The 24985-nt window shown below is 61.0% G+C and carries 19 protein-coding genes; 8 read left to right on the top strand and 11 right to left on the bottom strand.

Features of this window, described 5'->3' with window-relative positions; genetic code table 11:
• The first annotated feature begins 127 nt into the window (after positions 1 to 127).
• Together thiS and thiE are read left to right on the top strand one after the other, a co-directional pair.
• The gene (thiS, locus tag JNK74_22400) at positions 128 to 328 is read left to right on the top strand and encodes a sulfur carrier protein ThiS (protein MBL7648937.1); all 201 of its coding nucleotides are present in this window, start codon (positions 128 to 130) and stop codon (positions 326 to 328) included.
• Positions 328 to 975: a thiamine phosphate synthase gene (gene thiE / locus JNK74_22395; GenBank protein ID MBL7648936.1), complete on the top strand. Its 648-nt coding sequence runs from the start codon at positions 328 to 330 to the stop codon at positions 973 to 975. The genes thiS and thiE overlap by 1 nt, the downstream gene beginning before the upstream one ends.
• 117 nt (positions 976 to 1092) lie before the next feature.
• Here thiE and JNK74_22390 read toward each other — a convergent pair whose 3' ends face one another.
• The 5 genes from JNK74_22390 to JNK74_22370 form a co-directional block, all read right to left on the bottom strand.
• Positions 1093 to 2544 carry a type II secretion system F family protein gene (locus JNK74_22390; protein ID MBL7648935.1) on the bottom strand — a complete coding sequence of 484 codons (1452 nt, stop codon included), beginning with the start codon at positions 2542 to 2544 and terminating at the stop codon, positions 1093 to 1095.
• 73 nt (positions 2545 to 2617) lie between these two features.
• Positions 2618 to 3721 carry a hypothetical protein gene (locus tag JNK74_22385; GenBank protein ID MBL7648934.1) on the bottom strand — a complete coding sequence of 368 codons (1104 nt, stop codon included), beginning with the start codon at positions 3719 to 3721 and terminating at the stop codon, positions 2618 to 2620.
• An 8-nt stretch (positions 3722 to 3729) separates the two neighbouring features.
• Entirely contained in the window at positions 3730 to 4365 is a 636-nt protein-coding gene (locus tag JNK74_22380) for a prepilin-type N-terminal cleavage/methylation domain-containing protein (GenBank protein ID MBL7648933.1), read from the bottom strand.
• Positions 4362 to 4904, bottom strand: coding sequence for a prepilin-type N-terminal cleavage/methylation domain-containing protein (locus tag JNK74_22375; protein MBL7648932.1), 543 nt, complete (start codon positions 4902 to 4904; stop codon positions 4362 to 4364). The genes JNK74_22380 and JNK74_22375 overlap by 4 nt, the downstream gene beginning before the upstream one ends.
• 298 nt (positions 4905 to 5202) lie before the next feature.
• Positions 5203 to 7008, bottom strand: a complete 1806-nt coding sequence (locus JNK74_22370; protein MBL7648931.1) for a sigma 54-dependent Fis family transcriptional regulator — start codon at positions 7006 to 7008, stop codon at positions 5203 to 5205.
• Positions 7009 to 7689: 681 nt separating this feature from the next.
• Here JNK74_22370 and lpxA point away from each other — a divergent pair.
• The 6 genes from lpxA to JNK74_22340 all read left to right on the top strand — a co-directional run bounded on the left by lpxA (position 7690) and on the right by JNK74_22340 (position 16301).
• Entirely contained in the window at positions 7690 to 8484 is a 795-nt protein-coding gene (gene lpxA, locus JNK74_22365; GenBank protein MBL7648930.1) for an acyl-ACP--UDP-N-acetylglucosamine O-acyltransferase, read from the top strand.
• Between the two features lie 154 nt (positions 8485 to 8638).
• Positions 8639 to 9592, top strand: coding sequence for a Gfo/Idh/MocA family oxidoreductase (locus JNK74_22360; protein MBL7648929.1), 954 nt, complete (start codon positions 8639 to 8641; stop codon positions 9590 to 9592).
• A 337-nt stretch (positions 9593 to 9929) separates the two neighbouring features.
• Positions 9930 to 11105 carry a lipid-A-disaccharide synthase gene (lpxB, locus tag JNK74_22355; GenBank protein MBL7648928.1) on the top strand — a complete coding sequence of 392 codons (1176 nt, stop codon included), beginning with the start codon at positions 9930 to 9932 and terminating at the stop codon, positions 11103 to 11105.
• Positions 11102 to 13846 (top strand): DNA polymerase I, encoded by a 2745-nt coding sequence (polA, locus tag JNK74_22350; protein ID MBL7648927.1) that lies wholly within the window; start codon positions 11102 to 11104, stop codon positions 13844 to 13846. Before lpxB ends, polA begins: the two co-directional genes overlap by 4 nt.
• 137 nt (positions 13847 to 13983) lie before the next feature.
• Positions 13984 to 15474: a transcription termination factor Rho gene (gene rho / locus JNK74_22345; protein MBL7648926.1), complete on the top strand. Its 1491-nt coding sequence runs from the start codon at positions 13984 to 13986 to the stop codon at positions 15472 to 15474.
• A gap of 212 nt (positions 15475 to 15686) precedes the next feature.
• Positions 15687 to 16301 (top strand): phosphoribosylglycinamide formyltransferase, encoded by a 615-nt coding sequence (locus JNK74_22340; protein ID MBL7648925.1) that lies wholly within the window; start codon positions 15687 to 15689, stop codon positions 16299 to 16301.
• A gap of 58 nt (positions 16302 to 16359) precedes the next feature.
• Here JNK74_22340 and JNK74_22335 read toward each other — a convergent pair whose 3' ends face one another.
• The 6 genes from JNK74_22335 to JNK74_22310 all read right to left on the bottom strand — a co-directional run bounded on the left by JNK74_22335 (position 16360) and on the right by JNK74_22310 (position 24851).
• Positions 16360 to 17835 (bottom strand): O-antigen ligase family protein, encoded by a 1476-nt coding sequence (locus JNK74_22335; protein ID MBL7648924.1) that lies wholly within the window; start codon positions 17833 to 17835, stop codon positions 16360 to 16362.
• Positions 17836 to 18174: 339 nt separating this feature from the next.
• Entirely contained in the window at positions 18175 to 19230 is a 1056-nt protein-coding gene (locus tag JNK74_22330) for a substrate-binding domain-containing protein (protein ID MBL7648923.1), read from the bottom strand.
• Complete coding sequence (locus JNK74_22325; protein ID MBL7648922.1) at positions 19227 to 20204, bottom strand: ABC transporter permease; 978 nt, start codon at positions 20202 to 20204, stop codon at positions 19227 to 19229. The genes JNK74_22330 and JNK74_22325 overlap by 4 nt, the downstream gene beginning before the upstream one ends.
• Positions 20201 to 22684 carry an ATP-binding cassette domain-containing protein gene (locus JNK74_22320; protein ID MBL7648921.1) on the bottom strand — a complete coding sequence of 828 codons (2484 nt, stop codon included), beginning with the start codon at positions 22682 to 22684 and terminating at the stop codon, positions 20201 to 20203. The genes JNK74_22325 and JNK74_22320 overlap by 4 nt, the downstream gene beginning before the upstream one ends.
• 230 nt (positions 22685 to 22914) lie before the next feature.
• Positions 22915 to 24189, bottom strand: a complete 1275-nt coding sequence (locus JNK74_22315) for an MFS transporter (GenBank protein ID MBL7648920.1) — start codon at positions 24187 to 24189, stop codon at positions 22915 to 22917.
• A 20-nt stretch (positions 24190 to 24209) separates the two neighbouring features.
• The gene (locus tag JNK74_22310) at positions 24210 to 24851 is read right to left on the bottom strand and encodes an HAD-IA family hydrolase (GenBank protein ID MBL7648919.1); all 642 of its coding nucleotides are present in this window, start codon (positions 24849 to 24851) and stop codon (positions 24210 to 24212) included.
• Positions 24852 to 24985: the final 134 nt, after the last annotated feature.

Genomic DNA, 24985 nt, shown 5'->3' with positions numbered 1-24985 from the left:
ACCCAAAAGACCCAAAAGACCCAAAAGACCCAAAAGACCCAAAAGACCCAAAAGACCCAAAAGACCCAAAAGACCCATCAACCGCGAGCGTTGATGGCCCGCGAACTACCGGAGTACCCTCGAAATCATGAACATCACCCTCAACGGAGAGGCCCGCACGGTTGACGCGGGCACTTCCCTGCAACAATTGCTCGACGCGCTCGAAGTAAACTGCGATGCCCTCGTGGTGCAACGCAACGATGACATCGTCGCCCGCGCACAATTTGCCGACACGCCCCTGGCCGATGGCGACACCCTGGAGCTCGTGCGCTTCGTCGGGGGAGGCTGATGGACCTCGCAACGCGCGTGGCCCGATTCGCCCAGGCCGACCTCTATGTCGTAATCACTGAGGCGTTCTGCGCGGGGCGCAGTGGGCTGGATGTACTTGATGCCTGCCTGCGGGCGGGAGTTCGCCTGTTCCAGTTTCGCGAAAAGAACTGCTCCGCCGCAGAATTGGTACGGAGGGGCGAGGCCTTCGCCGACCGCTGCCGTGAAGCAGGCGCGCTGCTGATCGTAAATGATCGGGTGGACATTGCCCTCGCCATCGGCGCGGACGGCGTGCACCTGGGCCAGGACGATTTCCCCGTGGCGGCGGCCCGCCGCATTGCCCCGGATCTCCTGGTGGGCGCCAGCACCCATAGCCTCGAAGAGGCGTTGGCGGCCGAAGCTGCGGGCGCGACCTACATCAACATCGGGCCCATCTTCGCCACACAAACGAAAGATGTCCCCACGGGCGTGGTGGGGCCTGAGATGATCGACGTCATTCGTCCCCACGTTTCGATTCCCTTCACCTGCATGGGCGGACTCAAGGCCCACAATCTCCATGAGGTGGTATCCCGGGGCACCCGGCGCGTGGCGGTAGTTACGGCGGTGACGGCGGCGCCGGACGTGTACGCGGCAGCGAAGGAACTGCGCCAGGCGATTCACGCGGTGTAGCCTATGGCGAACAACCCGCCGCTTTTCCATTTCGCTATTCTAGATTCCCAATTCAAAAAAACCGGGGCGTCCAGCCTGAGCTGGACGCCCCGAATGTAACCGGAATGGAATTCTGGCTTATACGCCCGAGCCGGCCAACTGGTCGAGAGACGTGATGAGCGGCAGGAAGAGCGACACGAAGAGAATCATGACGCCGATACCGACAATCACGGTAAAGAGCGGCTGGAGCGCTTCGCCGAGGCTGCGCGTCTCGATTTCGACCTCTTCCTCGTAGATATCCGCGATCTGCTCGCAGACTTCATCCACTTTACCGGATTCCTCGCCGGTGACAATCATGTCGGTCATCACGTGGGGAATGGCCGGGGCCGACTTGCGCAGGGGACCTTCCATGCCGCCGCCGCGCTCGATGGAATCACGCACGCCCTGGAGGCAATCCGCGATGCGGCGATTGGTGATGGCCGAGCGGGTAAGCTCGAGGGTGGCCATCATGGGCACGCCGGAGCGGATGAGCAGGGCGAGGGTGCGGGTCAGTTCAACCAGCGCGCTCTTCTTGATGATGGAGCCCACGATCGGAATCCGGATCTTGATCGCATCGGCGTAGTAGCGCATCAGCGGGGAATTGTTCACGCCCAGCTTGTAGGCGACAAAAAGGAACAGGATGACGGGGAAGGGTGTCCACCAATAGTTGCCCACGAAATCGCTCACCCGGAAAATACCCTGGGTGAGCGGCGGGGTGGGGATATCCGCCTTCTCGAAGATGTCCTTGAATTCGGGAATTACAAACTTGGTCAGCAGCAGCATGACGCCGACGCACGCGATGACGAGCACCACGGGATAGATCATGGCGCCGCGCACGCGCTTGCGCATCATGGCCTGCTCGGAACGATACGTCACCACGCGGCCAAGCACGGTCACCAAGGTACCGCTCGCCTCGCTGGCCTTGATCAGGTTCACGAAAACGCGGTCGAAGTACTTATTGTGACGGTCGAAGGCCTGCCACAGGGGGTTGCCCGCTTCCACGTACTGGGTGATATCGGAAATCAAGGCCCGGGTGCCCGCGCTGGAGGTGCGCTTGGACAGGGTCTGGAGCGAACGCAGGATGGGCGTGCCGGCGCGGAGCAACATGATGAGCTGGCGCAGGAAGTCGATCACCCGGCGCTCGGAGATGTAGCCGGTCGTCACGGCGTGGGCGGCGGGTCCCATGAAATCGGCGAGGCTTCGCTTGTTATCCTTCGCGGCGGGTGCTTTTGCGGCGGGCTTCACCGGTACGGCCTTCACCACGCCAACAGGGCGCGGTGCGGCTGCGGCTGCGGCCGTCGGCGCATTCTTGGCGGCGGGGGCTTCGACCGCCGGCGCTTCAGCCGCTGACGGGGCTTTCAACTCGTCCGCGAGACTCTTTACATCGAGTTTCTTCAAGGCGACTTTCCTCGGCGCTTCCGCCTTCACGACCGGTTTCGCCGCTGGCGCCTTCTTGGCGGGCGCTTTTTTGGCAACCGGCTTCTTCTTTGCAGCCGCCGCGTCGTCCGCGGCTCCGGTGGTCTCTTCCCTGTTTTCGGCTTCGTCGGCCATCAGAAGGCTTCCTCCCTTGGTTCCTATCGGCGAAAACTGCCCGAAAGGCAGTCCGCACAAATCGTGTTACAGGTTATGACGATACGCTTCCGGCCCCGTTCGCAGGGGCTTCCGCTTCCGGAGCGGCCCCGCCACGCTCGGGCGCGGTTTCGGAATCGCCAGCCACCTGGGCGGTGTCTTCGGGGCTTGCGTTCCAATAGATGACCTCGTAGGTCCCATCATCGTTGAACTGGAGTACGGCTTCCACGGTGCTGGTGGTGCGATTCGTGAGCAGCCGATTCTTCTCGTCTTCCGTCGCCGCCGCCTCATAACGTTCGGAATCCAATGCCTTGGCATAGAACCCTTCGCTAACTACGCGGAAACAACGGGATTTCAAGCCCAGTGCGGTGTCGGCCATGATCGATTCCGCCGGAGCGCCCGTCACGGCGGAGACCGCCTGACCGAGCGCTTCGATGGAGGCGAAGGGTCCCTTGGCCTTGACCTGCTGCGCCTGCTCCGTCGTGATATTGAGCATGGCGGCCAGGGACGACGCCTCCGCGCCGTTCACGTTAAAGTGACCAGCCGGGTTGGCGTGATCGACCACCGAGGTCGTCGTAAGCAATTCGGGCACGATCAGATCGTACTGGGCTTTGGTCAGCAGACCCCGAGAAAACAACTCGTCCGTCGTGAGAAACCACTGCGTGTCGGAACCCTGTCCGCCGCGGACGCTCGCGGCAATATTCCGCGCCGTGTCGCCGTCCACCCCCAGCAGCTTCTGCAGGGCGCTTGCCGGAGCGTGGTTCAGATTGACCCGCCCCCCCTCTTCGAACACCGTCACCGTCGTACGGGCTACCCGAGTCACGTTCATGGGCTCGGCCACAATACCCGCATCGCCGTCGCTGACCGAATTGTAGGTGGCAAGGTCAAAAGAGACCGGGACACCCCGCAGTTTCTCATAGTTGGCGTCCAGCACTTCCTGGCGCAGTCCGGAGGCCGCGATCTGGATGCCCGACACGGCCAACTGGCGCGCCCGGGCCTTGCGCAAGTCCAGATCGGACTCGACCAGATTCAGGCTCATATACTTCACGTACGCCACGCCCATGAAGGCGAAAATGGCCAGCATGGACAGGGCAAAAATCAGCGCGGCACCGCGCTCGTTGCGCGATTTCTGGATGGGAGTCGTCGTCGTTGTCCGCATGGTCGGCCTCACTTCACCCGGATCGGGAACACTGCGCTTCGGGTAATCTGCTCCACTTCGCGCTGTCCCTTGCCCGCCAGGGTCAGCGACACGCGGATAGCTTCGGGATGGGTCGGCCCGGTCCACACAGGCTGCCAGACGCCCGCGCTCAGGTACTGAACATCCATGGAGAGCACATTGGCCCGATCCGCATCGCTCACCATCAGGCTGGAACCATTCGGGTCGCCGGCGCTCATCGGACCCACGGTCCGGGCGAGAATGTGGTCGGTGCCGTTCCGCTGGATGTGATACTTCACCGCAATCCGCTCGGAAAGGCCGGTGCTGCCCAATTGCAGGACGGGGAGCACCAAGGTGTCGTTGTCCAGCGGCACCCGGCGATAATTGACTTCTTCATTCAGTACGTCCGTCCCGCGGATGGACTGGCCGGTGCGGAGCGACGAGGGGACATTCTCGATGTCGCGGCGGATGGTCTCAAAGATGTACTCGGCGTTGGAGGCCATCTCCATGCGCAGGGCGCTCACGCGCCATACGCCGGTAACCCGACTGTAGGCGGTCACACCGATGGTCGAAACCACGGACATGACCGACAAGACCACGAGGAGTTCAAAAAGAGTAAATCCGGAGCGCTTCCTGGGCCTGGTCATTTCGGCGCCTCCGTCCAGTTGGGTTCCACCTTGCCGCGGGGCACAGCACCCGTCAGCGTGACGCTTTCATTTTTTCCACTTTGCACCCAGGACACGTCCACCGTAACCTCGTAGAACAGTCCGCGCGCGCCCAGCTTGCCGACCGCTTTCCAGCGAAACTGGTCGAACACGGTGGTCTCGCGCTGGTAGGCGCCTTCATCGGGGAGCGTGGAGGAGGGCAACTGCGCCTCCACACCGGCGCGGGGATCGTCGGCGCTGGCGCGAACACGGAAGAGTCCGGCCGCATCGGGGTTGTCCTTGTCCCAGACAAAACGTTCCGGGTTCTGCATGAGCAAACCGAGCTGTTCTTCGGCGATGGAGACGGCGATCTGCCGGTTCCGGGAAAGTTTACCCAGGTCCATGCTCGTCGCGTAGAGGTGCATGAAAATGGTGGTCGCAACACTGATCACGAAAAGCGACACAATGAGCTCAATGAGCGTAAATCCCGCCCGACGGGATCGGGGGGGCGGATCACTGGAGTGCCGACGAACGATTTGCATGAAACTCCTTCCTGCTCGGCGGTCAGCACCACGGATGTGTCACTGACATGCCTGGGGACGCAGATGGGCAGCAAGCACCTCAATAAACTTGGGGCGAGGGGTATATTAAGCACAATTCAGCCGATATGTCAACACTAAAAAAAACTGGAAATCAGCCCCATAAATCATTGACGAAAAATGGAATTATATCGATTTATTAGTCATTCCTGAACAAATATTCCCATAATGCGACAACCCGAACCGACTCAAAAGCAACAGCCCGGCCCCCCCGCAACGCGCGAAAGCGCACTGAAACGGGTCACTCATCCACCCCATATTCCGCCAGCTTCAGGTACAATGTGCTCCGGCTGATCCCCAGAATGCGGGCCGCCTTCGCCCGATTGCCGCCACAGGTACGGAGCACCTTGAGCACATGCTCCCGCTCCATCTCGGTCAGGGAAAGCAGCGGGCCAGCCTCCTTCTCGGGCGTCTTGCTGATCTGGCCGTCGCGCCAGATGTCCTCCGTCGAAATCAGGGGCGTGTTGCTACGGTGCGCGATACGCTCGACCGTGTTCTTAAGCTGGCGCACGTTTCCAGGCCAATGATAGTGTTTGAGCACTTCGGCCGCCTCCTGGGAGAGGGTCCGGATCAGGCGGGCATCCTGGGCGGCCAATCCATCCATAAAATGCTGGGCAAGCAGCGGAATGTCCTCGGCGCGCTCGCGCAGGGGCGGCGCATGGAGGGTGAAGCCGGCCAGACGGTGATAGAGATCCGAGCGAAAGCCCTTGTCGTCCACGGGGCGGTTGGTGGCGGCGATAAATCGGACGTCCACCTGCTCTTCCTGGGCCGCGCCGAGCCTGCGGTAGGTCCCCTGCTCGAGTACACGGAGAATTCGGGCCTGGTTCTCCAGGCTGAGATCGCCCACTTCATCGAGGAAGAGTATGCCCGAGTTCGCCAGTGAGAGCAGTCCTTTTTTGGAGCCCTGGGCTCCGGTAAAGGCACCGCGCTCGTAGCCGAAGAGCTCGCTCTCAAAGAGTTCGGCGGGGATCGCGGCGCAATTGAGGATGATATAGGGCTTGGACGCCCGGATACTGTTGCGGTGGATGGCGCGGGCGATCAGTTCCTTGCCGGTGCCCGTTTCCCCGGTAATCAGGACGTTCATAGGGGTGGCGGCCGCCTCGTAGACTTGGGTGCGGAGCCCTTTCATTACCCGGCTCTGACCCACCAGGGGCATGCGGGCAAAACCGTCGGTACTGGTGAGGCGGTGATTGAGCTGGACGAGCCGGTCGTGTTCCCGCGCCGCGTGGAGGTAGGGCCCCACCAGTTCACACAGGGCGGAAAAGAGGCGAAGGGCCGCCTCGCGGTCTCCGTCGGGCCCCATCCCCTCCATGGTCAACACGGCGAGCCCTTCGCAATGGTCCGCATAGAAAAGCGGGGCGAAGAAGACATGCCCGGAGGTGCCGTCGCGGTGGGGCAGCGCGAAAGAGAGGGCGCGGCGCTCGTCCACGGCCTTCTCCAGGGCCTCATGACGAATCAGAGATTCGTCGGTAATTTCCAACAGTTCCATGAAGGGCCAGCGCCCTTCGTCCTCCTGAAGGATGTAGACCCGCCCGGCGGCGAAACGCTGGGTGATGACCTCCCGCATCTGGTTGGAGAGGGCCACTTCGGACTTGAGGAGGCTGCAACTGCGGGTAAATCGGAAAAGGAGTACGTAGTCCGTAAAGGTGCCCGGCCAGGACTTGCCCTGCTCGATGGCATCCAACCCAAGGTCTTTGAGATCGAGGGAGATGGTATCCGAATCCGTCGGCCCGCGGCCCGACGGCGCGCCCGATTCGGCGACGGCGGTGATGAGGAAGATGGCCCGACCCACGCTGAATTCGTCGCCCACTTTGAGCACGACATCCCCCTGGGGCACACCGTCCACGAGGGCCGGATTCCGGCTGCCCAGATCCTCCAGACGCACCCCCTCCTGCACTTTCTGAATTCGGCAGTGCTGCCGGGAGACCGTGCCATCATCCACCACGATATCGCAGCGATAAGAGCGCCCGATCACCAGAGATTTTGCATCGAGCATCCACGATGCCCCCCGCGTATAACCTGCCTTCGCCGTAATCATAATCTGCATAACGAACAGCCGCTCCACCCAAAGCCCTGCACGGGAAAGGAGAGTTCAGTCCCGACCACTGAACCCCGACCGTCGATGACGGATCCCACTTCAGCGGTGTTTCACCGCCTCTTCGGGGCCACTCATATTAACGCAGATCGGCGAAAAAAACACAAGTATTCTATCGCAAAATGGGGTGTCCGCAAATCATACACTTCGGGCCGTCCGATTATCATACAGACTCCAATCGACGGAAGATAACTCCACCCCGGTAAAAATCCATAAAGCCGCTAATTAAAATAACTTATACGGGCCACCGGTTTCTGGCATGAGTCTGGTTATTGGACCGACAGCTTCATGTTGGATTCAACTTCAGAGGGTGAAACCACGAGGAGCTTCGCAGGGATGATTGCGCTGTCATCCCTGCACCTTAAGAAGCGAAAGACCGGCCGGATGGCCGAACAGTTTTAGCCCCAGGATATACGGAACGGAACCGCCCCTCCCCCAAGCCCGCCCGTATGTTCTGGGGTTTTCGCATTCTGTATCAAATGCGTATCAGGTTGCACCGGGCATGGCGCAGGCCCCATAATTACACCTCGTTTCCAATGGCCCCGTTCCGCTCAATGGGGAGCCGACCGCTAACGATTCCGGGCCACGGTGGTACTATAATTCCCCACGCTATTCGTTCTACAGGAAAGCTGCATGCAAATACATCCGACCGCCATTGTCCATCCTGAGGCCCAGCTCGCCGACGATGTGGAAATCCAGGCCTTCTCGATCATCGAGGCCGGGGTCAGCATCGGGGCGGGCACCGTCATCGGGCCCCATTGTGTCATCGGCGCCGGAACAGTCATGGGCAGAAACAACCGGACCTACAGCGGCGCGCAGGTGGGCGTTACCCCCCAGGACCTCAAGCATCTCCCCGGAAAGCGGGGGCAAACCATCCTGGGCGACAATAATGTCATCCGCGAGTTTGTGACGATCAGTTCCAGCACGCGCTACAGCGACAGCCCCGAGGAAGACGCGAAGGCGACACGGATTGGCAGCCACTGCCTTTTCATGTCCACGTGCCACGTGGGTCACGACTGCGTTCTGGGCGATCACGTCATCATGGCCAATGGATCGCCGCTGGCCGGCCACGTCACGGTCCATGATCGGGCCTTCATCGGCGGCCTCACGGGCATCCACCAGTTCGTCATCATCGGCACCATGGCCTTCATCGGCGGCATGGCCCGCATCAACAAGGACGTGCTGCCCTATATGCTCTGCGAAGGTCACCCCGGTCGCTGCCACGGACCGAATACCATCGGCCTGGAGCGCAATGGGCTTTCGGCGGAGCAGATCAAGTCGATTCGCGCCATGTACAAGCTGCTCTATCGTTCGGATTTGAACACGAGCCAGGCGGTGGCGCGCATCGAGGCGGAGGTGGAGGATTCGGAGGAGAAGACAACCATATTGACGTTTATCGCGAACTCAAAGCGCGGGCTATTGGGCTGACGCGCTGGGGTGAGTTCCGCGCCAGGGAAAATGGGGCTGATGGGTCCTGTGGGTCTGGCGCATCGCTTTCCCCCATATCGCCCCATAAGACGCATTGGACCCGTATTCCCCGGTCACTGGAATCGGGCTCGCCTTGTACAATGAGGAAACATCCATGACCTCCATCCGTGCCGGTGTCGTCGGCGTTGGCCACCTGGGCTATCACCACGCGCGCAACTACGCCGCCCTGGAGGGTGTCGAGCTTGTGGGCATCGCCGATCCCCATGAAGCCAATCGCCTGAAGGCCGCCGAGGATTTCACCGTTCCTGGATTCAGCGACGTGAATGGCCTGATTGCCGCGGGCGTCGAAGCCGTCTCAGTGGCGACGCCCACCAGTGCTCATGCGGAAGCGGTCAACGCCCTGCTTCAGGCAGGCGTCCACGTGCTGGTGGAGAAGCCCATTGCCCCCACGCTTCACGAGGCCGAAACGATGGTGGCGCTGGCGAAGACGCACCATTGCATCTTGCAGGTGGGCCACATAGAGCGCTTTAACGGCGCGGTACTGGCCTTTTCTCAAGCCATCAATGCGCCCCGCTTCATCGAGTGTCACCGCCTGAGCCCCTTTCCGGGCCGGGGCACGGACGTCAGCGTCGTGCTGGATCTTATGATTCATGATCTCGACATCGTGCTTGCCCTGGAAAAGTCCGATCTGGTTTCTCTGGACGCCATGGGCGTGGCCGTTTTCTCCACGAGCGAGGACATCGCCAACGTGCGCCTGCGCTTTGCTTCGGGCTGCGTGGCGAATCTCACGTGCAGCCGCGTTTCCATGGACCGCATGCGGAAGATCCGCATCTTCGAGGAAAACGCCTATCTAAGCACGGATTACAGCGCCCAGGAGGTGATGGTCTACCGGAAGAAGCCCGGCCCGATTCCCGAGGGCTCGAATCCCATGGAGCACATCACGATCGATCCCCTCCCGGTTGAAAAAGACGAACCCCTCAAGTTAGAACTCCGCTCCTTCATCGAATGCGTCCGGGAAGGAAAAGCCCCCGTGGTTTCCGGTGAAGACGGCGTGAAAGCATTGCGCCTGGCGGAGGAGATCATGGAATTCATTCGGGCGCATGCGTGAGCAGAGGGACTGACGCGCGCGGGTGAACTGTGGTGAGCGGACCAGGCCAGCGCTCAATAGGGAAGTCAATGAAAACAGCAGGCACGTCCATGCGCGTGGCTGTCCCGTCGTCAGGGAAACGTGCGGGATACGCCAGCACAAACTCAATCCGCGACACAGCCCCTGAATACGGGCCCCGTTGTAGTGTCGCGTGCGCTCGGGCCGCGACGGGACAGCCACGGACTCCACAACAACTATTCCTCGGACTGGAACGCTTCCAAATTGCGGAGCTTTCCGCTACCGTGGCGCACGAGTCCGCGTCAGTCCCTATGCGACCGCGAACTTTAGAGGCACTTTGATGTCCGCCGACGACGCTATTGCTCAACCAGAAAATAGGCAAAGCCAGGCCCCCCACGCCACATTCCGCCTCTTCTTCGTCGCCGGCGAGGCCTCGGGCGACATCCACGGCGCGAATCTCATCGCGGCCCTGCGCGCGCTATCGCCGGGCATCGAATGCGAGGGCCTGGGCGGCCAGCGGATGGCGGCGGCGGGCATGGCCCTGCGACACGATCTCGCGGGCGAGGCCATCATGGGCTTTACCGAAGTGGTCAAGCATTTCCGCGGTATCCGCCGTCTCTTTCTGGACACGCTGGCTCATATCGAAGACACACGCCCCGACGCCGTCGTTCTGATCGACTATCCCGGCTTCAACATCCGCCTCGCAAAGCGCCTGAAACAATTGGGCATCCCGGTTGTATATTACATTAGCCCCCAGGTTTGGGCGTGGAAGAAAAAGCGCATCCACACGCTGGCCGCCTGCGTGGACAAGATGCTGGTCATCTTTCCCTTCGAGCAGCCGTTGTATGAGAAGGTGGGCCTGCCCTGCCGCTACGTGGGCCACCCCTTGCTGGATCACATCAGCCGGATCGAGGGCGATGGCGCCGCGGCGGGCGAAATGGTGATTGGCCTGTTGCCGGGCAGCCGGGAACAGGAAATCAAGCGGCTGCTCGCGCCGATGCTTGAGGTGGCGGCTGGAATCGCGAAGGCGCACCCGGAAGCCCGCTTCATGACGCCCGTGGTGGATGAAGCCCGCGCGGCGCAGGCCCGTGAAATTGCCGGCAGCTTCCCGCTGGAGATTAAGACTGGCAGCATGTACGATATACTCCGTCGGGCGCGCTTCTGCATGGTGGCCTCGGGAACAGCCACCCTGGAAACGGCGCTCTTCGGCGTTCCGATGGTTATCCTGTACAAAGTCACCACGCTGACTTTTTGGATGGCGAAATTTTTAGTAGACATACGGTACATCGGTATAGTAAACATATTGGTAGGGCGCGGAGTCGTTCCCGAGTTTATCCAGAACGACATCCAGCCCGCTCAAATCCTTCCCCAGGCCCTCCGCCTCATCGCCCCCTCGCCCGAGCGCGCGCAGATGATCGGCGATCTCCGGGAAGTACAATCCATGTTGGGAGACGGCGGCGCCTCGCAGAACGCCGCACGGGAAATACTCGAAGTGCTGGACAACACCCCCCCATGAAGGATCGCCTGTTCCTGATCGACGGCATGGCCTATGCCTTTCGGGCCTACTACGCGATCCGCACGTCGCTCACCGACGGCGAAGGCAACCCCACCAACGCCCTCTACGGCTTCACCCGCGTCCTCCTCAAGCTGATCCGCGATCACGAACCGACCCACCTCGCCGTGGTCTTCGACGCGCCGGGTAAGAATTTCCGCGACGACCTGTACAAGGACTACAAAGCGACGCGCCGCGAAACGCCGCCGGACCTGAAGGTCCAGTTCCCCATGATGCATGATCTGGTCCGGGCGCTGAACATCCCCCTGCTGGTGGTGCCGGGCGTGGAGGCGGACGACGTGATCGGCACGCTGGCCCGCCAGGCCCACGAGGGCGGCATGGACGCCGTCATTGTCACGGGCGACAAAGACCTCCAGCAGATGGTATCCCCCGGCATCACGGTTTACGACCCGTCGAAGGGCGACAGCGGCGCCTGGTACGACGAGGCGGCGGTGCGCGAACGCTTCGGTACGGGTCCGGCCAACGTGGTGGACGCCCTGGCCCTGATCGGCGATTCGGCGGACAACGTGCCGGGGGTGAAGGGTATCGGCGACAAGACGGCGAAGACGTTGATGGAGAAATATGGATCGTTGGAGGGGATCTACGAGCATATAGACGAGTTGAAGGGCAAGCAAAAAGAGAACCTGATTGCCGATCGCGAGCAGGCCTTCTTCAGCCGCGAATTGGTCACTATCAAAACCGATGTGCCCCTCGACTTCACGCCGGACTGCTGCGTGCGCAAGCCCTATGACCCCCATGTGCTGACGGAAGCCCTGACCCGCTTCGCCTTCCACAGCCTGCTGGAGGAGCTGGTGCCGGGCGGTGCCGCCGCCACCGCCGGGGGCGAGACAATTGCCGCTGCAACGTGCGCCTACAAACTGATCCTGACGGAGGCGGAGTTGAGCGCCATGATAGCGCGCATGCGCGCGGCGGGCGAGTTTGCCGTGGACACGGAAACGACTTCCACGGAACCGGTGCGCGCGGAACTGGTGGGCGTATCCTGCTGTTGTGACAGTGAAGAGGCCTACTATATCCCCATCGCCCACACGGTCGAATCGCTCCAGGTCTGGGGCGATCCCGATGACCTGACCACGGTCTCCCAACTGGAGCCGCTACCCGGCGAACAAGCCCTGGAGTTGCTGCGCCCGCTCTTCGCCGACGAATCCGTGAAGAAGATCGGCCACAACATCAAGTACGACCTGATCGTGCTTGAACGGGCCGGTGTTCCCCTTCAGGGAATTGCCCTGGACACCATGATTTCTTCCTACTTGACAGATCCCTCCCAGTTGAGGCACAATTTAGACGAAGTCAGCCTTCAACACCTCCGACGGAAACTCATCCCCATTGCCGACGTGATCGGAAAAGGATCGAAAGCCGTCACCTTTAATCAAGTTCCCATCCTCCAGGCTCGTGACTACGCAGCAGAAGACGCGGACGCCACATGGCACTTGGCTGGGATCTTCAGGGATCGATTAAAGGACCTCCAACTTGAATCACTCTTCACCGATGTTGAGTTGCCGCTAGTTCACGTACTCGCCCGCATGGAGCAGGCGGGTATCGCGGTGGACCTCTCCGTTTTCGACACCCTCCGCACCGAGATCGAATCTCGCCTGGGAGAGTTGACGACCGAGATCCACGCGCTGGCCGGCGAACCCTTCAAGATAAATTCTCCGAAGCAGCTCCAGGTGATTTTGTTTGAAAAGTTGGGGCTATCGACGGCGCGCAAAACGAAAACGGGGTTTTCCACGGACGAGCGCGTGTTGGAGCAACTGGCGCATGAGCATCCACTGCCGGAAAAGATTCTGGAATACCGGATGCTTGAAAAGCTTCGGGGAACATATGTAGACGCCCTTCCGCGTCTGATCCATCCCGAAACCCGGACCATACATACCTCCTATAATCAGGCGGTTGCCGCCACCGGACGGCTTTCCAGCAGTGATCCCAACTTGCAGAATATTCCCATTCGGAACGCCTTCGGCCGCCGAATCCGGGAGGCCTTCATACCCAGCCAACCGGATCGCTCGCTGATTTCGGCGGACTATTCACAAATTGAATTGCGGGTCCTGGCCCACCTCTCGGGCGATGAAGCCCTCTGCGACGCCTTCCGGCGCGATGCCGATATCCATGCGGAAACCGCCGCGCGCGTGTTTGGCGTGGCGGACGATGCGGTTACCCCGGAGATGCGGCGCAAGGCGAAAGCCGTGAACTTTGGTGTGATCTACGGTATAAGCGCCTTTGGACTGGCGCGGAATCTCGGGATTAGCAATGCCGAGGCCGGACGCTTCATCGACGGCTACTTCACCCAATACCCGGGGATTAAGACGTGGCTGGATGCAACACTGGAGACCGCGCGCAGCCAGGGCTATGTCACCACCCTGTTGAAACGTCGGCGCAACGTGCCCGATGTCAACAGCGGAAATGTTAACGTGCGCCGGGCGGGAGAACGGGTCGCGATTAATACCCCGGTGCAGGGAAGCGCCGCGGACATCATCAAGCTCGCCATGATACGGCTGGACAGCGCGCTCGCGGGAACGGATGCGCGGATCCTGCTTCAGGTGCACGATGAGCTGGTCGTGGAGGCCCGGACGGACGCGGTGGCGACGGTGATGGCGCAAATGAAGGAAATTATGGAGGGTATCGTCGAATTGAACGTACCCTTGAAAGTCGACGTGGGCTTTGGGAAAAACTGGGCGGAAATCCACTGATACTCCCCCCCGCGCCCACATCACGCCGAAACATTCAGACAACAGGTTTTTCCAAGTAGTGGAGCGAATTGTTCCTGTACTCCCTACTGCCCCACGCGGGGCGCCTCTACGTGCAGGAACAGCGAAAGGAAATACGCATGGCAGAAAAGACAGCCACCGAACGTGGTCCGGGGCGTCCGAAAAACAAGGGTCGTAACAACAACCCGAAACGCAATCCCAACGGCCAGAATCGGCCCCAACAGGGCGGCGGCAACAATAACAACCGCCCCAGGCGGCCCGGCGGCGGACGGCCCCAGCAACAGCAACAGCGGCGCAACGCCCCTGCCGTGCTGGATGTGGCCAATGAAGTCATCCCGGAGTCCGTGGACGGTCCGGAATTGAACATTACCGATCTCAAGGCCATGACCATGCCCCAGTTGAACGAGGCGGCATCGGCCCTCGGGATCGAGGAATACGGCGGGCTCAAGAAGCAGGACCTTATCTTCGCGGTACTCCAGCGCAGCATCGAGAAAGCGGGCTCCATCTACGGCGAGGGCACGCTGGAAATCCTCCCCGACGGCTTCGGCTTCCTCCGCTCCCCCGACTACTCCTACCTCCCCGGCCCCGACGACATCTACGTCTCCCCCTCGCAGATCCGCAAGTTTGCCCTGCGCACGGGCGACAGCATCACCGGCCATGTACGTCCCCCGAAAGAGGGCGAGCGCTACTTTGCGCTGCTGAAGGTGGAATCGGTCAACAACGAGTCGCCCGAAGTTGCTCACAAACGCATCATCTTCGACAGCCTCACGCCCATCCACCCGGATGAGCGCTTTATCCTCGAAGTGGGCCAGAAAGAGATCGCCATGCGCATCATGGATCTCATCTCGCCCGTAGGCAAGGGACAGCGCGGACTTATCGTGGCGGCGCCTTTCACCGGCAAGACGGTGCTGCTGCAGAAAATCGCCAACAGCATCACTACAAATCACCCGGAAGCCTACGTCATCGTGCTGCTCATCGACGAGCGCCCCGAAGAAGTGACGGACATGCAGCGCTCGGTCAAGGGCGAGGTCATAGCCTCCACCTTCGACGAGCCGCCGGAGCGCCACATTCAGGTGGCGGAAATGGTGCTGAACAAGGCCCGTCGCCTCGTGGAACACAAGCGCGACGTGGTTATCCTGCTGGACTCGATCACGCGCCTCGCCCGTGCCTACAACATCATGGTGCCCAGCAGCGGCAAGGTCCTCTCCGGCGGTGTGGACGCCAACGCACTCCAGCGCCCGAAGCGATTCTTCGGCGCGGCGCGAAACATAGAAGAGGGCGGCAGCCTCACGATCCTGGCCACGGCCCTGGTCGAAACGGGCAGCCGCATGGACGACGTGATCTTTGAAGAATTCAAGGGCACCGGCAACATGGAGATCCACCTGGATCGCCGCCTGATGGAAAAGCGCATCTTCCCCGCGATCGACGTGAACCGTTCGCGCACCCGCCAGGAAGAACGCCTGGTCGCCGCGGAAGACCTCCAGCGTATCTGGCTCCTCCTTCGCGTGCTCAGCGACCGCGAGCTGCAGGAAGCTTCGGAACTGCTCATCGACAAACTTAAGAAGACCAAGTCGAACGAAGAGTTCCTCTCCAAAATGCAGAAAATGTAATTCAATTTACAATGAACAATTGACAACGAAAAGAAGTCGCCGCCCGCTTGCCGGGCGGCGATTATGTTGGTGGACAGAGTGGATTCGCCGCGGCGAATGGACGAAGTGGATCTGATTTAACTCGCCACCCGCGCGTACTCGCTAAATTCCGTCCATTCGCCGCGGCGAATCCACGCAGTCCACACAATCCATTCGCCTCTGAGGACTCTCTCATGAAACTACGCCTGGCCGTACTGCTCTCCGGAAGCGGAACCACGCTGCAAAACATCATCGATCTTTGCGAAGCGGAAACGCTGGACGCCACGGTCTCTTGCGTGATAGCGTCGCGCGCTTCGGCCTTTGGACTTGTGCGGGCGGCCAAACACGGCATTCCCGCCTACGCCGTTACCTCGAAAGATTATCCGACCTTTGAGCAACGAAACGACGCGATCTGGGAGACGGTTCGAAGCCATGGCGCGGGACTGGTGGTGCTCGCAGGCTACATGTCGCTGCTGAAAGTGCCCGAGGACTTTGCCAACCGCATCATCAACGTGCATCCGGCATTGATCCCCGCCTTCTCCGGTCAGGGAATGTTCGGCCAGCACGTCCACGAGGCGGTGATCGCCTACGGCGCGAAGGTGACGGGCGCTACCGTCCATTTTGTGGACGATTCCTACGACCATGGCCCGATAATCATGCAGCAGTCGATTCCGGTGAACGACCAGGATACGCCTGAGTCATTGGCGGAGCGCGTACAGGCCCTGGAGCGCAAACTCTACCCCAAAGCAATCCAAATGATTGCCGAAGGCAGGGTGACGGTCGAGGGGCGCAAGGTGCGGATCAGGTGATGGGACAAATTCGACAGATAGGACGGATTAAAAATCGGTCCTATCCGTCGAATCCGTCCTATTGGCTGGAGCGGGCATCACCATTTCCGCCTTCCGCCTCCCGCTCCAGCAACACCATCGCCATCACCCAAATACCCAGAAAAAGCGCACCGTTCGCATAGGTCAGGCGCGGCATGGCCGCCGAGGCCGCCAACTGCCCCACAAGCACGGCCTGCAAGGTACGGCCCAGGCACCGCTGACTCATCGTGGGAAGACGCGTGACTATCCCCTGGCCGTAGATGAGCATCACGGCCAAAGCGAGCACCGCCATCGCAAGACCCACCAGCCCCGCCTTCCACGCGATGTATAGCCACACGTTGTGCAGGCTGCGGTAGTCCACGGGCACCGCACTGGAAGCGCTGTCCTTTTGCGCAAGTCCAAGCGCCTCAAAAGAAGCCCCGAAGCCAGACCCAAAGAGGGGCTGTTGGCGGATAGCTTCTATTGCGCCGGCCGTTTCTACCGCACGCGCATTCAGGGAACGGTCCCGAAAACTCGGCAGACCATACGCGCCGTTCGGATTGAGAAGCGCCATGAATGCCGCGCATCCAACCGCAAAGAGAAGCACTGAAAATGAAAGTGCCCTCGCCGCTCCCGGCAGGCTGAGCCAGAGCAACACGGTGATCGACACAAAGACGGAAACGAGTGCTGTGCGCATCAGACCCGCGCACACCGCGGTGGCAAAGAGGATAGTCAGTCCCGCGTAGACGGCCTTTCGGTACCAGGGCTCTCCGGGACACAAAAGCATTCCCAGCGAGACCACCAGCGCCGTCTCAAACCAGGCATGTCCGCTCGGGCGAATGGATTGGAGCGGGATACCCGCTACAATTCTGGGCACGAACTCGCCCAAGGCGTTCTGCGTGTTCGGAATGGGTCCGGTAACGGCAAAATACGCGAAGGCGCCAATCGTGACAACGGCCAGCACCACGAGAACGCACAGCGCGAGGTAACCATAGTAGAAGAGGTCGCGCGGCGTCTTCACGGTGCCTGCGAAGACCCAGAAAACGCCCAGAAACAGCGGGGCGCGACACTCCGCGATAATGGCGCGCGGATCATTCCCCAGCCAGAGCCCGCGCCAGGCGCCATAAGCGAAGACTGCGGTGTAGAGCAGCATCGCAACATGGAGAGGGGTCCAGCGTATCCAGAGACGATATTGGACCAGTTTCACGGCGGCGTGGAGAAAAAGCAGGAGAAGCAGCAGCTCGCGGGGATGCCATTCCGCTCCGCCAAAGGGCAATATGAACGGCGAACGAAACTGGTGATCCAGCAGGGCCAGCAGAAACACCAGCGTGAGGATGATGCGCGAAGGACCTAGAATGAGTGTCGTGCAGAGCACCGCCCCCATCAATGTCGCGAGCACGTCCTTGGTGCTCCACGGATAATAGGCCTGTTGCGCGCTCACAAGCCCCAGTGCGGCGATACCACAGAAAACGGAAAGGGGACCAAGCAACCAAAACGGCGGCGCAAGGGATGAAGTTTTCACGTTGGTGTCAGTCATGCGCTTAGCCTAAAGGAACGAAGCACGTGGCGCAACTCAGGGACGGGGGAAGGCTGGATGCTTTAGCGGGTGTACCGATTGTTGAGGACGACGTCGGGTGCCACCTCAATCGAGCAACGCTCGTTTGGGTGCACTGTGGGAAGTTCCTCACTTGCGGACACGACAATCCACATCCGGCTTTGGCCCTCGATTCCGGTTCAACCGAAGATTCCCGGCATTCTGGAGGTACACCGACCGCCTGCAAGGGATCGCCTCACAAGGCACCCAAACCCGCCGGAGGCGGGATTGAGGTGGCACCCGGGGCGGAACCCAGCGAAATATACGTGTATCCCTAGCTGCTCAATAATCGAAGTTGTCGATGTTTTCCTTCGTGAACACCAGCGGATCGCCCATGACGATCTCCGTGCCGTTCTTCTTCGAGGTGGTGATGCGCCCCGTGTTGAAGGTGGCGGCATCCGCCGTCAGTTCGCCCTTGATCGCGGCCACGGCGGCATGGACGGTGAGGTAGCCGAGATCCGGGACATTCCAGAGCACGAACTTTTTCACCGTGCCATCGTGGACGTAGGATTTCATGTCGTTGGGTGTGGACAGCCCGGTAAGGAATACGCGGCTGGCCGCTCCTTCCTTGCGCAGCGCCTCAGCTGCGCCGGGCAGCGCGACGGAGGTAAGCCCAAACATGGCGTTCATTTCCGGATAGGCCTTAAGGCAGTCCGCCGCCATCTGGGTGGCCGCCGCCTGATTTTCGCCGGGCGCCTTGGGCGTCTCGGACAGATTCACCATGCCGGGATACTTTTGCTGGCGGTACTCTTCCATCAGCTTCATCCAGGTGTTCTGGTTCGCCGCTGTCAGGGTCCCGGTGATGTTGATGTACTTGGCCTCGGGACCAACGCCTTCCGCAAGGATGTCCAGGAAGGCGTGGGCGATGGCTTCGGAGGTGGTCTGGTTCACGAAGAAATCGCGGGCGTCGGGCTGGGCGTCCGTGTCCCACGTGATGACTTTGATACCCCGCTGGCGCGCGCGTTTGAGCACATCGCTGATGGCGTCGGGATCGTTGGGCGCCACGGCGATAGCGTCGTACTTGCGCGTGATCCAGCTCTCGATCATCTGCACCTGGACGGACACGTCGGCCTCGCTCGGACCGTTGTAGTCTACTTCCACGCCCAGCTCGGCGGCGGCTTCGTTCACGCCAATCTGCGCGGCGTTAAAGTAGCCTATGCCGATCAGCTTCGGCATCACGCCGATCTTGATTTTCTTGCCGGATTCAGTGGCAGTGGGTGCGCCCGCACCGCCGGCGCCTTCCGCCGGGTCGGCGATTTGGGCGGGCTTTCCACAGCCCGCAAGGGTGAACAGAGCCACGAGACACGTGGCGCAAAGCAGAAAAAGATTCCGGGTCATTTGCTCTCTCCAGCGCGACGGGCCATCCACTCGTTGAAGACCGCCGTCACAATGAGGAGCAGTCCGACGATGATGACCACATTCTGCGATTTAACACCGCTCAATTCGAGACCGTATCTCAGGATACCGATTATCAGCAGGCCAAGCAAGGTGCCGGTGACGGAGGCCTGGCCTCCGCTGATGCGTGTTCCGCCGATCACCACGGCCGCAATGGCCTCCAACTCCAGGCCCGTGCCGCCGTCGGCCCGTGCGGTCGCGTAGACCGCTGTGTAAAACAGGGAGGCCACGCCCGCCATGAACCCGCACGCCGTGTAGATGCCGAAGAGCATCCACGACACGGGAATGGCCGCGAAACTTGCCGCGGAAGGGTTCTCCCCGATGGCCAGCGTGTAGCGCCCCATCCACGTGCGGCGAAGCAGCAGCACGCCGAGCGCCATGGCCGCGAGAAGCACCACCAGCGCCACGGGCACGAAAGCCTCTTCGCCGAAAAGCCAGAAGGAAAACAGCGTACCGCTGCCGAGATAATTGAAGCCTGCGGGAAAATTGCTGATGGCGTCGGCCTGGCTCAAGCCGAAGGCGATGCCACGAAAGAGCGTCATGGTGGCAAGGGTCACGACCAGCGGGGGAATGCCCAGCGTGCTGCTGATGCCGCCGTTGAAGGCGCCCGCCGCCGTACCCGAAAGGACCGCCGCCGCACACGCCGCCACAATGGGCCACTGGTAGTCACGATAGAGCACGCCGAGGATGATCCCGCACATGCCGACAATCGACCCCACAGACAGATCGATACCCGCCGTGGCGATGATGAAGGTCATAGGAATGGCCAGCAGGCCCGGCGCCACCCAGTATCGGCTGTAACCCAGCAGGGCATCGAGGTTGAGGAAATACTCGGTGGTCGCGCCAAACACCGCGCACATGGCGCAGAGCACGCCGAGTAGCACAGCCTCCCGGGAACGGAACAGATTCTGGATCATGCCGGTCCCTTCCGCAGCCGCTGCACCAGGGCATCGACCATCACGGCGGCCAGAATCAGGCTGCCCACGAAGATATTCTGCCAGTAGGCGCTGGCTTCCAGCAGCACCAGACTGTTGTACAAGAGGGAAACGAGCAGCGCGCCGAGAAGGGTGCCCAGGGCGGAGCCCCGACCGCCGAGGATATTGGTGCCGCCGATAACCGCCGCGGCGATGGCCTGAAGCTCGAGGCCCGCGCCGGAATTGGCCTGAACCTTGCCATAGTAGGCGGCGTTCAAAACCGAGCACAGCCCCACGATGAGTCCGGAATAGCCGAACACGAAAAGGGTCAGTTTGGTCTTGGAGAGACCCGCCAGGCGCGCCGCGCTTTCGGAATTGCCCAGAGCGAGAATTTGCCGTCCGAGGAGCGTGTAGCGCAGCAGCACGTGGGTAATCGCCGATAGGGCCACGACGTAGTAACAGATCTTGGGAATGCCCAGAAGGTTGCCATCCGCCAGGGCGCGATAGCCGTCGGGCAGGTTCATCACCTCGCTGCCGCCGGTCACGATAGGCATGATGGCGCGATAGATCCACAGGCCGGCCAGGGTCACGATAATCGGATGGATTCGCGCGACCAGTGACAAACCGCCATTGATTAAGCTGAAGATGACCCCCTGCCATACGGCGAGCGCGAGGCACAGCGGCGCGGGCACGCCGGCCTTTACCGACAGCGCGGCAAACACGCCCACCAGACCCATCATGGAGCCCACGGAAATGTCGATGCCGCCCGCGCAGATGATGAGCATGGCGCCCTGGGCCATCATGGCGGGTATCGCCGCGTTCTCCAGAATGTCGAGCATATTGGCCCAATTCGCGAAACTGGCGGGGGTCGTCACCGTCATGTAGCCCGCGAGCAGGCCGATAAAGACCAACAGGCCCAATTCACGCATCTGCAGGGCCTGTGTAAGACCGCGCTGGAAGGGCGAACGAACAACCGCCACCTTCTCTGCGCTCCGGGGCACCGCGGCCGCGGCAATCGTCTTATCGTCGTCCGTCCGCGGATTAAAGTCGCCCGTCACACGGCCTTCAGACAGCGTGAGAACACGATCGCTCATCGCCATCACCTCCGGCAATTCGGAACTGATGAGGATGATGGCCGTGCCCTTTTCCGCCAGATCGCAGATGAGCTTGTGAATCTCCGCTTTCGCCCCCACGTCCACGCCGCGCGTTGGCTCGTCGAGTATGAGCACCTTCGGGTCCGTGGCGGCCCAGCGTCCAAATATAACCTTCTGCTGGTTGCCCCCGCTCAAGGTTCCGATGGCCTGCTCCATGGAGGAGGTCTTGACGCTCATTTCTTTGATGATGCGGGCGGCCAGCGCCTTCTCGTTTCGGTTGCTTACCAGCGTGCCATGACTCAATCGCGGCAGCAGCGTGACGCTGGAATTGGTGCGGAGCGCATGACCGCGAAATACCGCCTGAACCAGGCGGTCTTCGGGCAGATAGGCCAGCCCCTGGGCCACGGCCTGCCGGGGTGACTGCATCTTGAGGGGCCTGCCGTCGATGCTCACCGTGCCCGATGCGGGCTTGCGGATGCCAAACATGGCCTGGGCAAACTCGCTGCGACCGGCGCCGACGAAGCCATAGAGCCCGACAATCTCGCCCGCGCGCACCTTGAAGGAGACATCGCGAAAACTGTTGTCCCTAGCGGTCATCCCTTGAACTTCAACCCGCACATCGCCAATGGGAACGATCCGCTTGGCGTGAATCTGGGTATTCTCCCGGCCCACCATGGCCGCCACGATGCCGTCCATGGTCAGATCGGCAGCCACCTTGGTCTCGACCGTGGATCCATCCCGCATGATGGTGACGCGATCACACAATTCGAGGATTTCTTCAAGGCGGTGGCTCACGTAGACAATCCCCACACCCGCCGCCTTCAGGCGCTGGATCTGGGCAAAAAGATTCTCTATCTCTTTTACCGTAAGCGAGGCCGTGGGCTCGTCGAGGAAAAGCACTTTCGGCTTCGTCGCCACGGCGGCGGCAATCTCCGACATGGTGCGCCGGGCGACCGTAAGGGTGCCCGCATCCTGCGCCACATCAAAAGACTCGCCAATATCCGCAACGAGTTTCTTCGCCTCGGCATTGGTCCGGCCCCAATTGATGAGTCCACCGGGACCACGGACGAGTCCCCGCCCCAGCAGCATGTTTTCCGCAATGCTGAGCTGAGCAAAGAGGTCGGCCTCCTGGTGCACCACCACCACACCGGCCTCGGCGGCCTGTCGGGTGCTGGAGAAGCTCACGGCCTGACCCTGCAGCAGCATGACGCCGCTATCGGGCTTGAAAAGGCCCGTAGCGATGTTGATCAGCGTGCTCTTGCCCGCGCCATTTTCGCCGACCAGGCCCAGCACTTCGCCCGCGCGGACATGGAGCCGCGCCTCGCGCAGGGCCACGACGCCGCCGAAACATTTGTCGATAGAGGTGAGTTGGAGGAGGGTTTCCGACATAGGCGATGATCATACAGGCCAGCGACGGAGGGTTCAAATTAGTTGACAGTTGACAGTTGACAGTTGACAGTTGCGCATGCATTGCTGTTATCGTTGCTCACCATACTGCCATACTAGTTTTCCGCGCCCATAAGCCCCATAAGCCCCATAAGCCCCATAAGACCCATAAGACCCATAAGACCCATAAGACCCATTCAGTCACCGCCCTCTTCGCCATCAACCATCAACTATCACCTCTTCTTCAACGTCAAACTCACTACCACCATACCCAGCGCCGCGATCGCGGACAGCGTAAAGGCCATCACAAACGAGGCCGAGCCGGCCAGCCAGCCCGCGAAAATGGGGCTGAGCATGAGAGGCGCGCTGATAGAATTCATGAAGGCGAAGTAGGTCGGGCGCAATGTCGCCGGGGGCATGGCGAGGAGGTATAGGCTTCCGGCCATGTCAATGCCCTGCCGCGCGGCGGTCAGGCAGGCAAAGACAGCAAGCACCACCCAATGGAATCGCGGTGCGAGTATTTGAACGATGGCGTTCTGCTCGGGGAGAAAGGCCAGGACCGCCATCAAGCCGAAGGGTACAAAGGCGAGCAGACTTACCAACGGGAAAAGGCCCACTTCGCCGATGCGCCGTGCGATCCGGCCCCAGAATAAACTGAAGACGCCGCCGGTGAGCGCTATGCCCGCGGCGAAAAGCCCCGTGGCCTCAAGCGGCGTATCAAAGCGCGACATGGCAAAAGGCACGAGCAGGCTCTGGCTCATGTAGGCAAGGTAGAGGCACACACGGAAGTAGAAGTAGTATCGAAAATCGCGATCCTCGCGAAACACACGCACGCCACCAGCCAGGAAGCCGCCGAAAGTCTGCTGCTCCGGGTTCACAGCCTCCACGGGCTCGCGAATGGCGACAACGCAATAGTAAGCCACCGAGTTGATCGCGCCACCCACGATGAAGAGGGTGAGGTAATTGTAAGGATAGGTGAGGCCACTGTGCTCACCAAGGATATACACCGTCACAAGACCCGCCACGCAACCGAGCACGCCGCCGATGGATTGCCGGTAGGCCATCAGCATGGGGCGATGCACCACGGGAATGGATTTCGCCAGGATGTCCATGAAGGGGATGACGCAAATGCCGCCGCCCACCGCGAAGAGCGTCGTGCAGGCCAGGATCGCCCAATAGAGTATCTCCCCGCGATCCGAAAGCAGCCAGGTGGACGCGATCATGCAGGAAACACCGGATACACGAAGGAACGCCGAGAGCCGATAGGTGGGCATCTTTTCGGGCAGGTGCTGAATCCGGCTGCCCACGATAAGCTGCGGCCAGAACCAGCCCGAGGTCGCCACGGTTACCAGCAAGCCCACCAGCAAGGTGGAGCCGGTGAGCTCGAAGGCCAGCCCCGCCATGACGGTCTCAAAGCTATAGAAGACCGAGCCCATGGTGACGATGGCGCCATTGCCCACCAGCAGCCAGAAGGTGCGGCGAGATTCCGGCGTTAGAGCGTCATTCACGGTTGTAGATGGAGGCTGGCTCACAGCAGCCCGAGGATATGGTCGCGCACCTCGTACATGCTGTCATAGGTCGCATCCGGATTCAGCGCCTCCAGTTGCGCGCGGGTCTCATAGCCTGTGGCCACCGCCAGGGTAACCACACCCGCGGCCAGGCCCGCCAGCACATCGAAATGCATGTCGCCCACAAACACCGTTTCCTCCGGGGTGACACCCAGCACGGCCATGGCCTTTTGTACGGGCTCCGGATGGGGCTTGTGTTCGGTGACTTCCAGGGGGCCGATACGCGCATCCATGTAGTGCAACGCGCCCAGATGTTCCAGCAGCATTTCCGCGGCCTCGCGCCGCTTCGAGGTCACGAATCCCATCTTGATACCCCGCCCGGCCAGTGCCTCCAGCGTTTCTTCAACCCCCGGAAGAAGCGTGGTGATTGCGGCGCTGTGCTCGGCGTAGTAGGCGCGATAAATGCGGATGCACTCGTCCACATCGTGAGACGTCATCGTGGGAAACTGCTTGTGCAGGGGATCGCCGATGGTACCGATGATTACGCTGCGCTCCGGACGGGGCTCGCCAATGGTATCGAAGGTGTGGAAATAAGAATTCACGATGGCGTCGGTAGAATCCATCAGGGTGCCATCGAGATCAAAAAGTACAGCGCGTATCATGGGGTAATCCGGGGGTTCAGAGCTGGGGGCAAGCGGGCCGATAGTATAGCGCAAGGCGCCTGGACGCTTCACTCACGCACGGGATTATGCACACTCCGTTGGGAAGCGGGAGCGCGGGTTATCTTATCCGCGTA

The organism is Candidatus Hydrogenedentota bacterium (genome assembly GCA_016791475.1).
Classification (GTDB): Bacteria; Hydrogenedentota; Hydrogenedentia; order Hydrogenedentales; family JAEUWI01; genus JAEUWI01.
The sequence above is the reverse complement of the archived record's forward strand: the minus strand, read 5'-3'. Positions and strand labels throughout refer to the sequence as shown.